Source organism: Myroides odoratus (assembly GCF_965118575.1).
Classification (GTDB): Bacteria; Bacteroidota; Bacteroidia; order Flavobacteriales; family Flavobacteriaceae; genus Flavobacterium; species Flavobacterium odoratum_B.
The window spans coordinates 221,336-234,709 of record NZ_CBCPHW010000001.1 but is presented as its reverse complement, the minus strand read 5'-3'; the positions used below and the strand labels follow the sequence as shown (position 1 = coordinate 234,709).

The following is a 13,374-nucleotide window of genomic DNA, read 5'->3' as shown; positions in this document are numbered from 1 at the left end:
AAATATTTTAAACCGATAGGTAATTATAAGTTCCATTAATTTTTTACTTTCTAAGGATAGAATCCATTTTTCAATTTGACAATCGTATCTGTTTTTATACCATTTTACATACCCTCTTTCAGCATTCAAATCTTGTTTCTTACCAGCATTCCGGACTGCCAGCTATATAGAAACAACACTCATTTATATTTTTGTGTTTTATTTTACTTTTTTAAATTCATGCGCCATTACCGTAAATACTACTGCTCGAGCAGGTCCTTGTTGATATCCATAAGCAAAAGCAAGGGTTTTTTTTGTATCCCATTCATCATCAGGATCATTCTTATCACTCAAAAACTGTAGTAATTTCACTTCTTTAGGCTGTAATCCAGTATTTAACTGCGGATCCACCAACCAAGGGGTATCATTTACCACCAAGTTTTGTAAATATTGTTTTGCGGTTGCGGAATAGTTCATCCCGTTAATTAACTGCTGAGCATCCATATGCATCACGTCATCCATTTCCGTTAAGGTTGGTGACACATAATCAGGTTTAACTATGGCTAGAAAACTAGCATTCGCCAAAGCCATACTCTCTACATGAAGGAGTAATTGTGCTGTACTCGCATAACTCTTTGTGCTTTCGCAAGATTTTTGAATATCATCAATTAGCGTACCCCAATTCACTTGTGGTATTGTTTGAATTGTATTTCCCTTTTGTGTTGATTCAGTTACTCCATCTTCTGCACTACACGAAGCAAACAATACAGTCAATACTGCGCAGATATAAATCTTTTTCATAGTTTTGCTTTTTAAATCAAATGTTCTTTTCTTATTCAACTCAAATTATTCATCGTTACTTATGACTTACTATTCCGATGATTTCAAAGCAAACTTAGTACGCTTTTTAAAAAAGCACAAGTTTTTACCTCTTAAGCAAAGGAAGTATTGTAATTGTTAGGGTTAATTTTGTAAAAAACACTGATTTTAAACCTGTTACATATTTTAAATTACTTGAAAAGGAAAATTTGTAAATCAATCGGAAAATTTGTAAAAACTATGATTATCAACACCTTATAAAACACAAAAAAGCACTAACTTTAAAAATACACCTTCAAAACCTCAACAAATGTTTTTAAAAAAACTCTTGCCCTTCCTTTTTATAACACTTAGTGGGTACATTTCTTGTACCGTATCTGCCCAAACGAAGACCGATTATAAAAATTGGTCCTTGTCAGAATTGCTTTTTAGTATTAATTCTGACTTATTGACTCCGGCAGATAAAGAAATTTATCTTGAATACTACCTTCAAAAAGCAAAAAAGGAGCAAGCTTCGGAAAGTATCATTATTGGGTATCGCAAAAAGGTTTTATTGAATCAAAATTATGAGGTTCAAAACCAATACGCCGATAGTTTACTCCATTATACTCTACAATTGAAAAATATTCAAGCTATTGGTACAGCCTATAACGTTAAAAGTCATGTGGAATATGTTAATAAAAATTACAAAAAAGCACTAGAATACGGTTTAAAAGCTGAAGAGTATCTAACACATTCTGAAGATGAATATACGTTGAACAAGGTTAAGAGTTCTATAGGTTCTATTTACTATCATTTAGAAGAATATGACAAGTCTGAAAAAGCGACTAAGGAAGCTTTAACCTATTACCAAAGCCAACTCAATGATAGCAGTAATGCATATAACAACCTGAGAGGTTACATTACCAATGTATTTTCGTTGAGCAAAACGAATTTTCGCCAACAAAAAAACGATACTATACCTCTCTTAATTCGCAAGGGCTATGAAGCGGCAAACCAACTTAAAGCCAAAGATAAAATCCTCGAAACGGCTTATTTTGATTTAATCAATGGACTTTATAACCATCGATTGAAACAGTATTCTACTTCTGATTCTCTCTTAAATAGCGCATTAATTCCCATCCAAACCAATGGTGATTTTGCCAATGAGCACCTTCTCTATTTGTATTTAGGTAAAAATGCTTGGAATACTAACCACAAAGCCAAAGCACTGCCTTATTTTGAAAAAATAGAGCATCTCTATCAGGACAAAAAATTCGCCAATGTTGAACTCAGTGAAGCCTTTACTTACCTTATTGCGTATTATCAAGAAAAAAAGGATTTAGAAAAAGAATTGTACTACACCAAACTCTTAATGGCACTTTCGTCAGAGCTTCACAAAAACAATACGAAACTTAGTTCGTATATGCATACGCATTTAGATACTAAACAACTCGAAGCTTCTCAGAAAAAATTAGAGCATGAGCTTGCGCGTAGTAAAACCAAAGTAAAAGGCTTATATGGTCTTGTGACGGTGCTTATCTTGCTTGTTTTTACAGGGCTTCTCTATTACCAGAAAAAGCAGCAAAAACTCCAACAGCAATACAAACAACTGATTGCTCCCTCTCTAAAAACACCCGTACCCCTAGTTCAATCTTTGCAGCAAGAGAAAAATAATTCCATCCCTCTTATGGAGGTACCTGAAACGAGTCAACTATTGAATACCAATCAAATACTCGTTAAAAAACTGGAAGATTTTGAAAACAAAAAAGGGTTCTTGCAAAAAATCACACAAGATGAGCTAGCGCGTCAATTCGGGACGAATCGCAATACCTTATCCAAGTTTTTTAATGAAGAAAAGTGCATTAATTTTTCTGATTACCTCAAGCGACTGCGCATTCAGCATGCGGTACATGAACTGACGTATAAGCCTAAACTTCATCTACTCAATCTAACAGGGCTTGCTGAAGAGTTTGGATTTGGAAATTCTAAGAGCTTTTCCACCGCCTTTAAAGAAATCACCAAAATATCGGTCACTGATTTTATCAAATTGCGTCAACAAGATCAGGATTTTAATGATGTCGATAAAAGCAATCCCACAACCTAGATAAAAGTAAATAAAGCGGTGTTTTTCATCGCTTTATTTTTATAACCCTTTTACGCTAAAGCAAGTAATTTTGTTTTTACATTTTATCAACTTTCTATTATTCAATTCATTAACAAACACTTTACTCTTTTGCTTTCTTTTTCAATTCAACTAAATTGTCAAGTTCTTTCATTCTTTGCACATGTAATAAAGCATATTGAAAAGACGACAAACCTCTCTCTATCACAATATCTTCTTCATTAACGGTCTCTATCGTCAAATACTTTGCCATTTGAGTCTGTGAATTAGTTAACGCAAACAAATCATATAATTGAATTTGCTGTTTCATTTTTCTTCCTTCCAATTTATAGTTTACCTCAATGAGCCGTTGAACCAATGTGCTTTTCCTTTTAAAGAATACATTATCTCCTATATCAAAAATACGCCCTTCAAATGCAGTATTAACGAATCGTATCACGCATCTGTGAGCTGTATCTATTTCAAATAGCCAATAATTATCCCAAGTAGCATCATACACATAATAATCGGCATTGATCTTTTTGACCTTTAGTTTTTTCAAGCTCTTTAACAACGCATTGAACTGTTTTTTACTGCTAAAAAAGAAATAATCTTTGTGTTCTTTACCTAAAGGAGAACGAGCGACAATGTCGCTGTTATCCAAATAATCCGCTAGTTTATCAGCCTTATACAAAGACGTATTATAATAGGTGTCATAAGTTAGATACCCCTCTTCATTAGCTAACAACTCTCCGTTCTGATCATTTTCATAAACCATTCCCTTATAATAAAAAAATTGCTTGTCAAAAGGATCTATATGATACTGATTATATGTGTTTTGGAGGATATCCATCAATTCTTGTTTAACGTCCAAGTGTACCTCTATAACTATTGGCTTCAAAAGTTCATCCAAGCAAATGATCGCTTGATTTACGGCTACAACATGCCCATACTCAGGATGTACAAGGGTTAAATCTTGTACATTTGGATCTAAGGCTACTTTTCCCTCTCGATCCGTTACTCCAATTATTTTATTTTGTGCATCATAAACCACAACATTGGCTACGAGTTGCCGTTTTCCACAGTCCTTAATAATTGTTTGCCCACACAAATTGCCTATACTTAGTAACAACAAACTTAATAGCGGTTTCCTGATTTCCATCCTCATATTATTTTTAAACTCAAGAGGAAATAGTAGATTCCCTCTTGAGTATTTATTTAATTTTATTGCAAACTAGCGTAGTATTTTATACCATATCTTTGTGTTGCCATTTTAATAAGCAATACATCTTTTACGTTGGCGGATAAATCTTTATCATTCATAACAGCCTGTTCCATCTCTTTAGAATACGCAACAAAAGAAGTTACATCTTCTTCTTTCATAGTTTCATAGGAAAGCGCATACAATTGTGAAATCTGAATAAATTTCGGATTAGATTCTTTTCCATTAAAAGGAAATACACGATCATAATAAGCACTTCCTACCGTATAACTTTCTGCTGGTTGCAATTGTATGTCTCTATTAAGGACTAAGAAATTTACAGTTGTATCAAAGGTAAAAGTCGGATATAATTTAGATAAACTAGTACTGATATACATTTTGAATCTTTCATACTGTTCTTCTTGATCCGTTATTACCTTAAGGGCATCCATATTATTCATCAAATCATTGATAACGACATAATGATTATACCCTTCCGAATCGAATTTATTTGCTGGATAAGCAACATCATCTAATGGTTTAAGATTAGATAACCCTCCTGTAAATATATCCGCAGGTAGTTGGTATCCTGGAAGAGGTTCCAACGGTTGAAATATTTCAATTATTGAAGCTCCTATGCCTCCCCACAATGCTCCATTTACATTTCCCCCTTGCATTTGCGTTCCTGCAGTTTCAGCATCAGCTCGTCCGATTTGTTTTACTTTCCTCCAAAGTTTATCCCAAAATCCATACGTTGTCTTAGAACCCGGTTGAACTTCATGTTCAACAGAGGCAAGAAACTTATTCGTTATTTGTTCATAGGCACTTGTCTCTTCTGTTAATGAATTGATTGTTGAATCATTTTCTCTATCACAAGATACAATTACAAAGGCCAAAAGTACTGGTAGTACCTAAAATTTTACTTTTTTCATCTTAAAACATTTTTAAGTAAATTCACCTTAGCAGATGAATCCACTGGTTATCCAATTAATTGATTGTTTCTAGGTAGTATTCCGGACTACTACGAACAAACACAGATTTTATACAAATCTTCAAAACAAACTTAATGTACTAAACCGAAAAGGATCCTGTTTTGCTTTTTAAACAACTAACCAATTGTCAATTCAGAAGCGACTGTATTTCAACATACTTAACTACAGCTAATTACAACTGAAAACAAAATGAAATGGAAAAATTGTCACTCAAACAAACGAATTGTCAATTCCTCGTATTCATCTGTATGTTTAAAAAAAGTAGTATCTTTAAAAAAGATAAAAGCTAAAAAATGTTTTGCATAAAACCAGGGTTATTCTTTCTTTTATTCCTTAGTGGGTATTTTTCTTTTACCGTATCTGCCCAAACTAATACCGATTATAAAAATTGGTCTCTATCAGAATTGCTTTTTAGTATTAATTCTGACTTATTGACTCCGGCAGATAAAGAAATTTATCTTGAATACTACCTTCAAAAAGCAAAAAAGGAGCAAGCTTCGGAAAGTATTATAATTGGGTATCGCAAAAAGACTTTATTGAATCAAAATTATGAGGTTCAAAACCAATATGCAGATAGTTTACTTCAGTATACCTTACAATTAAAAAATATTCAAGCGATTGGTATCGCCTATAATGCCAAAAGTTATGTAGAATATCTCAATAAAAATTACAGAAAGGCGCTAGAATACGATTTAAAAGCAGAAGAGTATCTAAAACATTCTGAAGATGAATATACGTTGAACAAGGTTAAGAGTTCTATAGGTTCTATTTACTATCATTTAGAAGAATATGACAAGTCTGAAAAAGTGACCAAAGAAGCTTTAACCTATTACCAAAGTCAACTCAATAATAGCAGTAATGCATATAACAACCTGAGAGGTTACATTACCAATGTATTTGCGTTGAGTAAAACGAATTTTCGCCAACAAAAAAACGATACAATACCTCATTTAATTAGCAAGGGGTACGAAGCCATAAATCAGCTTAAGGCCAAGGACGAAGTACTCGAAACGGCATATTTTGATTTAATCAATGGACTTTACAACCATCGATTGAAACAGTATTCTACTTCTGATTCTCTCTTAAATAGCGCATTAATTCCCATCCAAACCAATGGTGATTTTGCCAATGAGCACCTTCTCTATTTGTATTTAGGTAAAAATGCTTGGGATACTAACCACAAAGCCAAAGCACTGCCTTATTTTGAAAAAATAGAGCATCTCTACCAGGACAAAAAATTCGCCAATGTTGAACTCAGTGAAGCCTTTAACTATCTCATTACGTATTATCAAGAAAAAAAGGATTTAGAAAAAGAATTGTACTACACCAAACTCTTAATGGCACTTTCGTCAGAGCTTCACAAAAACAATTCGAAACTTAGTTCGTATATGCATACGCATTTAGATACTAAACAACTCGAAGCTTCTCAGAAAAAATTGGAGCATGAGCTTGCTCAAAGTCAATCTTACTTATATAGTGTACTATTGGGTGCTTTTTTGGTTAGCTCTCTTGGTTTGATTTATTATCAAAGAAAAAAACGAACCCTAAAGCAACAATACAAACAATTAATTCTCCCTGCGGAAAGGGTTCACTCTTATGGTACTCTTGCACAAGAAAAAAACGCTAACACACCTCTTGTTGCGCTCACAGAAAGCAATCAATTATTACATACGATAGAGATACTCACCAAAAAATTAGAGGATTTTGAAAACAAAAAAGGATTCCTACAAAAAATTACGCAAGACGAACTAGCTCGTCAATTGGGTACGAATCGCAATACCTTGTCTAAATTTTTCAATGAAGAAAAAAAGGTCAATTTTCCAGACTATCTCAAACGGTTACGCATCCAACATGCCCTACATGAACTCACCTATAATCCTAAATTGCGTTTGCTTAATTTAACAGGCCTCGCAAGTGAATTTGGTTTTGGCAGCGCCAAAGGCTTTTCTTCTGCATTCAAAGAAATTACTAAATTATCAGTCACTGATTTTATTAAAATGCGCAAACAAGATCACAGTTTTAAAGACATGGATAAAAATAGTTCTACAACCTAGATAAAAATCAAAAATAAAGCGATGTTTTCATCGCTTTATTTTGCTATAAACGCATACGTCTTAGTAGGGGTAACACAATAGTCCAAGGCGATATCCAAGTCCGAAACATCGTCTATCTCCTCTTCGGCTTCAAAAAAACTAAGGCCTACTTTGAGTACCTCTGGTTTACATTGTTGTAAAAAACGATCGTAGAATCCTTTGCCATATCCGACGCGATTTCCTTTGCTATCAAAGGCCAATAATGGAACAAAAACAACATCAAGTTGTGATTCTTGTATTTGAATTCCATCTTGTGGTTCGGGAATTCCATAGTTATTTACACGCAATACGGTATTATCAGTCAATAGAAAATGCTTCATCTCCCCTGATGTAAAATCCGATTTAGAAAGAATGATATTTTTGTCTTTTCCTGCTAATACCTGTAGGAGATACTCCGTATCAATTTCTTTCTTTTTGACAATCGATAAAAACAAGTGATAATTCGTTTTATCCCAAATAGGCAGACGCAAGCATTGATTGGCAATGGCTAAGCTCTTATCCTCTATTTCTTCTTCTGTTAACGCATCTCTTTGTTGAATATACGCTTGACGCAACGCACTTTTATTCATTACTCGTGTTTTTTGATAGATGAAAAATAGCATCTCCTTGGTAAACAATCGGAGAATCATTGACATTAATTACATACCCGCTATTGGGTGCTTTAATCATTAGATTTTCTTTTCCATAGGGATCGGAGATATAAGCAAGTGCTTCCCCTTTTCTAACATAGGTACCTACTGTAACTTGGTCATGCATCAATCCGGATTGTTTAGCTCTCACCCAAATGGATTGCGTAATAACCACCATTTTCTCTCTGCGCTGTTCAATGTCAAATTCGTCGAGTAACATATCAAAATGGCGCAAAAAACGCTTCGTTCCTTCTACGCCCATCTTGGAAACCTCCGCATTAATATCCAGTGATTTTCCCCCTTCAAAAAGCAACATCTTTACACCTCTTTTTGCACAAGCACTTCGAAAAGACCCTGTGATTTGATTAGAATACAACAAAAAGGGAGGGTGAAAAATGGAAGCTAAGGGCTCTAGTGTTTCTTTATCATCCGTAGAAATACGCAATTGAGGCGAATTGAATCTACTTTGTCCTCCTGCATGGAAATCAAGTACAAAATCTACATGCGGAATAATATAGTTCAAAATATAATAGGCAAATCGCCCAGCTAAAGAGCCAGTTTTACTACCCGGAAACACGCGATTTAAATCACGCCCATCGGGAAATTCTCGGGTTTGATTGATAAAGCCAAAGATATTAATAACGGGAATACAAATAATAGTCCCTCTTTTCGGGTGATTGATTCCACGGTGAACAATTTGTCGTACAATATCGACGCCATTGAGTTCATCCCCGTGCAATCCGGCCGACAAAAGTATGGTGGGTCCCTCTTCGCGAGCCCGCGATATAATTACTGGAATTTTTAATTTGGTAGCCGTATGCAGTCTAGCAATTTCTAAATGCAAGGTTTTGGTCTCACCGGGTAAAATTACTTCCTCTAATATTTTCATAGCCAACTCAATTTTCAAGTAGTGAAGATAGTAAAATTCTTCTTTTACTCAAGTTTTACTCAAGCATATGCTAGGATAGTCTAGAAACTTCTAAAAGAGCAGAAAAGTTTTAATTCTTAAAAATTCGCTTATTCCAAACGATTAAAATTCCTACACCTACAGAGATAGCGGTATCTGCAAAATTAAAAATAGCATTAAAAAAGGTAAAGTATTTCCCCCCCCATATTGGCAACCACTGCGGTAAAGTACCTTTCCATATAGGGAAATAAAGCATATCCACTACTTTTCCATGGAAAAATGTGCCATAGGGTTTATCGGTAAATATCGTGGCTAATTGATGTGTGCTATCATCAAAAATAACACCATAGAAAATAGAATCTATGATATTCCCAACTGCACCAGCTAAAATTAGAGATATGGCCACAATCAAGTAATTAGAGAGTTTCTTTTTCACAGAATCTTGCAACCACCATCCGATACCGAAAACGGCAACAATTCGAAACAAGGTTAACGCCAATTTTCCATAATCTCCAGGAAGAGAAACACCCCAAGCCATTCCTTCGTTTTCTATAAAATGTATCCTAAACCAATCAAAGACAAAAATCTCTTCGTCTAACAAAAAATTCGTTTTGATATAAATCTTTGACCACTGGTCAATAATTAAAATTATAGCAACTAATAAATAGGCTTTCTTAACTGACATTCTCTTCTATTTTAGAAGCAAATGTAAACGATTTTGTGTGATAAAAAAAACGCTCTTTTAGTTAAAAGAGCGTTCATTTACTGAATTATCGTTGCATGTTCTTTGCTTCTATACTCATGGTGGCATGTGGAACTAATTTCAAGCGTTCTTTATCAATTAGTTTACCTGTCACTTTACACAATCCGTATGTTTTATTTTCAATACGAACCAAAGCATTTTTTAAATCTCTAATAAACTTTTCTTGACGAATAGCCAATTGAGAATTTGCTTCTTTAGACATGGTTTCACTACCTTCTTCAAATGCTTTAAATGTTGGAGACGTATCATCTGTCCCATTATTCAAATCATTCATATACGCACTTTTGATTAATTCTAAATCTGCTTGTGCTTTTTCAATTTTAGTTTGAATCAACTCTTTGAATTCTGCCAACTCTGCGTCAGAATAACGTACTAATTCGCCTGTCTCTTTCATAATTTTAATTTTATTTTAAAATTAATACTCGTGTTTTCAGCTCATCAAACTCTACATCTACTCCGTTTTCCAACGTTTCTACAAATTCCAATGTATGAGTTAATGTTTCAGATTTAATATAATCTTCATTAGCCAAAACCGCTTCTCTAATTTCCTTTACATCTTGCAATGTAACTTTAACTTTATCTGTAATTTCAAATCCACAATCCTTACGGATGTTTTGAATGCGATTTACTAATTCTCTAGCAATGCCTTCTTTACGCAACTGCTCTGTGATTGTGATATCCAAAGCAACCGTAATACCCCCTTCGTTAGCGACTAACCATCCTTCAATATCTTGAGAAGTAATCTCAACATCCGAAAGTGTTAATATAATACTTTTTTCTGTTAATTTTAAATGAATCTCTCCATTTTTCTCAATCTCCAGAATGTTCTCTTGGGTGAACCCTTGTATTTCCTTAGCAATCAAGCCCATATCCTTTCCAAAGCGCGGTCCTAATGTTTTAAAATTAGGTTTAATTTGCTTGACTAAGATACCCGATGCATCATCTAGTAGTTCAATTTCCTTTACATTCACCTCCGCTTTAATCAAATCTTCAATCGCTTGAATTTCTAAACGTTGATTTTCATCCAAAACAGGAATCATAACGCGTTGTAAAGGCTGACGCACTTTGATCATTTCTTTTTTACGCAAAGATAAAACCAGAGAGGAAATAATCTGAGCCTTGTGCATTCTACTTTCTAAACCAGCATCGACAAACGACTCATCGAATTTCGGGAAATCAGCCAAATGTACAGATTCAAAATTTTCTAGATTTGTTCTTAAAGTTAAGTCTCTGTAAAGTCTATCCATATAGAATGGAGCAATTGGAGCGCCTAATTTAGCAACGGTAATTAAACACGTATACAATGTTTGGTAAGCGGCAATTTTATCTTGGGCGTATTCCCCTTTCCAGAATCTTCTACGACATAAACGCACATACCAATTACTCAAGTTTTCTGTTACAAATTCGGTGATTGCTCTTGCGGCTCTTGTTGGTTCATATTCAGCATAAAACTCATCTACCTTTTGTACCAACGTATTTAACTCGGATAAAATCCAACGGTCAATTTCTGGTCTATCTTCTAAAGGAACTTCTGCTTCTGCATACTTAAATCCGTCAATATTAGCATATAACGCAAAGAAATTATAGGTATTATAGAGTGTTCCAAAAAATTTTCTTCTTACTTCGGTAATTCCTTCTAAATCAAACTTCAGGTTATCCCAAGGGTTTGCATTCGAAATCATATACCAACGGGTTGCATCAGGTCCGTGTTCGCCTAACGTTTCAAAAGGATCAACCGTATTGCCTAAGCTTTTGGACATTTTCAATCCATTCTTATCCAAAACTAATCCATTGGACACCACATTTTTATACGCCTTGGTATCAAATACCAAAGTAGCAATTGCGTGCAAAGTATAAAACCATCCACGTGTTTGATCCACTCCTTCCGCGATAAAATCTGCTGGATAAGCCTCATTTTGATCAATTAATTCTTTATTTTCAAAAGGATAATGCCACTGTGCATAAGGCATTGCACCCGAATCAAACCACACATCAATTAAATCTGATTCACGATACATTGGTTTTCCGCTTGGAGAAACTAAAACAATCCCATCTACTACATTTTTGTGTAAATCAATGTGCTCATAATTTTCTTCTGACATATTGCCAACAACAAATCCTTCATACGGGTTTGATTCTTGGAAGCCCGCTTGCCTTGATTTCTCAATTTCAGCCATAATCTGCTCCACAGACCCGATGATTAATTCTTCTGTTTTATCTTCTGTTCTCCAGATTGGAAGTGGAATTCCCCAATAACGAGAGCGCGACAAATTCCAGTCATTGGCATTTTTTAGCCAATTTCCAAAACGCCCTTCACCCGTTGCTTTTGGTTTCCAATTAACAGTCTCATTCAATTCGAACATACGATCTTTAACTTCCGTTATCTTGATAAACCAAGAATCTAAGGGATAGTATAAAATAGGTTTATTTGTTCGCCAACAATGTGGATAACTGTGTACGTATTTTTCTACTTTGAATGCTTTATTTTCTTCTTTTAATTTAATTGCTATTTCAACATCTACTGAACGTTCAGGTGCTTCACCATCCTCATAATATTCATTTTTCACATATTTCCCACCAAATTCATCGCCCATTTCTTTAACAAAACGACCTTGTAAATCAACGAGTGGAACGGCATTGCCTTCCTGATCTAAGATTAACATCGCAGGAACTTCTGGTGTAGCCTCTTTGGCTACTTTTGCATCATCCGCCCCAAAAGTAGGTGCTGTATGTACAATACCTGTACCATCTTCGGTAGTTACAAAATCCCCAGCAATTACTCTAAACGCATTTTCTGGATTTTGATAAGGTAATGTATAAGGTAGCAATTGCTCATATTTAATACCCACTAAATCAGACCCTTTGAATTCTTTAACTACTAAATACGGGATTTTTTTATCTCCTTCGTTATAGCTATTTAATTCTTCTTCTGTTTCTACTAGCGTAAATTTACTTGCAAATTGTTTGCCAACTAGAGGTTTCCCTAAAATCACACGGATTGCTTCTCCTGTGTATTGATTGAATGATTTAACTAATACATACTCAATTTTAGGTCCAACGGTTAGTGCTGTATTGGATGGCAATGTCCAAGGTGTAGTAGTCCAAGCTAAAAAATGAACTGCACCAAAACCTTGTAAAAATTCAGGTAATGTTTGTTCGATCGCTTTGAACTGTGCAACAATCGTTGTATCCGTGATATCTTTATAAGCTCCAGGTTGATTAATTTCATGGGAAGATAGTCCTGTACCTGCTTTTGGCGAATACGGTTGGATAGTATATCCTTTATACAATAAATTTTTATCGTATATCTGTTTCAATAACCACCAAACAGACTCCATGTATTTCGGTTTATACGTTACGTATGGATCATTCATATCCACCCAATAACCCATTTTTTGAGTCAATTCATTCCATAAATCTGTATAACGCATCACTGTGCGCATACAGGCTTTATTGTATTCTTCAATGGTAATTTTTACCCCGATATCTTCTTTTGTAATTCCTAATTCTTTTTCTGTTCCAAGTTCAACAGGTAATCCATGTGTATCCCAGCCCGCTTTTCGCTTTACTTGAAATCCTTTTTGCGTTTTATATCGACAAAAAATATCTTTAATTGTACGAGCCATAACGTGGTGAATACCAGGTTTACCATTAGCTGAAGGAGGACCTTCAAAAAATACAAAAGGCTTATTATCCTCTCTCGTACTAATACTTTTTTCGAATATGGCTTGTTCCTTCCAAAACTCTAGCATCTCAGAGGCTACCCCTGACATATCAAGATTCTTATATTCTGTAAATTTAGTGCTCATCGTTATTATTCTACTATTTTTTAATCAATTTGGCGAATTTACGCATTTTCATCCAATTACGTATCAAATTATACCTAATAAAAAGGCCAAAAATCGCAA

General features: G+C 34.6%; 10 protein-coding genes. 2 read left to right on the top strand and 8 right to left on the bottom strand.

The window, feature by feature from the left end:
• Window positions 1-198 precede the first annotated feature (198 nt).
• The gene (locus ACMHJ2_RS00975; protein WP_413511093.1) at window positions 199-780 is read right to left on the bottom strand and encodes a hypothetical protein; all 582 of its coding nucleotides are present in this window, start codon (window positions 778-780) and stop codon (window positions 199-201) included.
• Window positions 781-1,108: 328 nt separating this feature from the next.
• Here ACMHJ2_RS00975 and ACMHJ2_RS00970 point away from each other — a divergent pair, with 328 nt between their 5' ends.
• Complete coding sequence (locus tag ACMHJ2_RS00970) at window positions 1,109-2,884, top strand: helix-turn-helix domain-containing protein (RefSeq protein WP_413511092.1); 1,776 nt, start codon at window positions 1,109-1,111, stop codon at window positions 2,882-2,884.
• A gap of 121 nt (window positions 2,885-3,005) precedes the next feature.
• Here ACMHJ2_RS00970 and ACMHJ2_RS00965 read toward each other — a convergent pair whose 3' ends face one another.
• Both ACMHJ2_RS00965 and ACMHJ2_RS00960 read right to left on the bottom strand, forming a co-directional pair.
• Window positions 3,006-4,043 (bottom strand): hypothetical protein, encoded by a 1,038-nt coding sequence (locus ACMHJ2_RS00965; protein ID WP_413511091.1) that lies wholly within the window; start codon window positions 4,041-4,043, stop codon window positions 3,006-3,008.
• A gap of 62 nt (window positions 4,044-4,105) precedes the next feature.
• Complete coding sequence (locus tag ACMHJ2_RS00960; protein ID WP_413511090.1) at window positions 4,106-4,978, bottom strand: hypothetical protein; 873 nt, start codon at window positions 4,976-4,978, stop codon at window positions 4,106-4,108.
• Between the two features lie 389 nt (window positions 4,979-5,367).
• Here ACMHJ2_RS00960 and ACMHJ2_RS00955 point away from each other — a divergent pair, with 389 nt between their 5' ends.
• Complete coding sequence (locus ACMHJ2_RS00955) at window positions 5,368-7,128, top strand: helix-turn-helix domain-containing protein (RefSeq protein WP_413511089.1); 1,761 nt, start codon at window positions 5,368-5,370, stop codon at window positions 7,126-7,128.
• Between the two features lie 35 nt (window positions 7,129-7,163).
• On the opposite strand, the gene ACMHJ2_RS00950 is transcribed toward ACMHJ2_RS00955, so the two are convergent.
• The 5 genes from ACMHJ2_RS00950 to ileS all read right to left on the bottom strand — a co-directional run bounded on the left by ACMHJ2_RS00950 (window position 7,164) and on the right by ileS (window position 13,275).
• A complete protein-coding gene (locus ACMHJ2_RS00950) occupies window positions 7,164-7,736 on the bottom strand; it encodes a 5-formyltetrahydrofolate cyclo-ligase (protein WP_413511088.1) in 573 nt (190 codons plus the stop codon).
• On the bottom strand, window positions 7,729-8,685 hold the full coding sequence (locus tag ACMHJ2_RS00945; protein ID WP_413511087.1) for a succinylglutamate desuccinylase/aspartoacylase family protein: 957 nt from the start codon (window positions 8,683-8,685) through the stop codon (window positions 7,729-7,731). The genes ACMHJ2_RS00950 and ACMHJ2_RS00945 overlap by 8 nt, the downstream gene beginning before the upstream one ends.
• Before the next feature lie 109 nt (window positions 8,686-8,794).
• Window positions 8,795-9,388 carry a lipoprotein signal peptidase gene (locus ACMHJ2_RS00940; protein WP_413511086.1) on the bottom strand — a complete coding sequence of 198 codons (594 nt, stop codon included), beginning with the start codon at window positions 9,386-9,388 and terminating at the stop codon, window positions 8,795-8,797.
• A gap of 85 nt (window positions 9,389-9,473) precedes the next feature.
• Entirely contained in the window at window positions 9,474-9,860 is a 387-nt protein-coding gene (locus ACMHJ2_RS00935) for a TraR/DksA family transcriptional regulator (RefSeq protein WP_413511085.1), read from the bottom strand.
• A gap of 10 nt (window positions 9,861-9,870) precedes the next feature.
• The gene (ileS, locus tag ACMHJ2_RS00930; protein WP_413511084.1) at window positions 9,871-13,275 is read right to left on the bottom strand and encodes an isoleucine--tRNA ligase; all 3,405 of its coding nucleotides are present in this window, start codon (window positions 13,273-13,275) and stop codon (window positions 9,871-9,873) included.
• Window positions 13,276-13,374: the final 99 nt, after the last annotated feature.

Excerpts from the sequence above, each read along its gene's own strand:
- ileS (WP_413511084.1), bottom strand. The coding sequence starts at position 13,275 with ATGAGCACTAAATTTACAGAATATAAGAATCTTGATATGTCAGGGGTA.
- ACMHJ2_RS00935 (WP_413511085.1), bottom strand. The coding sequence starts at position 9,860 with ATGAAAGAGACAGGCGAATTAGTACGTTATTCTGACGCAGAGTTGGCA.
- ACMHJ2_RS00970 (WP_413511092.1), top strand. The coding sequence starts at position 1,109 with ATGTTTTTAAAAAAACTCTTGCCCTTCCTTTTTATAACACTTAGTGGG.
- ACMHJ2_RS00950 (WP_413511088.1), bottom strand. The coding sequence starts at position 7,736 with ATGAATAAAAGTGCGTTGCGTCAAGCGTATATTCAACAAAGAGATGCG.
- ACMHJ2_RS00945 (WP_413511087.1), bottom strand. The coding sequence starts at position 8,685 with ATGAAAATATTAGAGGAAGTAATTTTACCCGGTGAGACCAAAACCTTG.
- ACMHJ2_RS00965 (WP_413511091.1), bottom strand. The coding sequence starts at position 4,043 with ATGGAAATCAGGAAACCGCTATTAAGTTTGTTGTTACTAAGTATAGGC.
- ACMHJ2_RS00955 (WP_413511089.1), top strand. The coding sequence starts at position 5,368 with ATGTTTTGCATAAAACCAGGGTTATTCTTTCTTTTATTCCTTAGTGGG.
- ACMHJ2_RS00975 (WP_413511093.1), bottom strand. The coding sequence starts at position 780 with ATGAAAAAGATTTATATCTGCGCAGTATTGACTGTATTGTTTGCTTCG.
- ACMHJ2_RS00940 (WP_413511086.1), bottom strand. The coding sequence starts at position 9,388 with ATGTCAGTTAAGAAAGCCTATTTATTAGTTGCTATAATTTTAATTATT.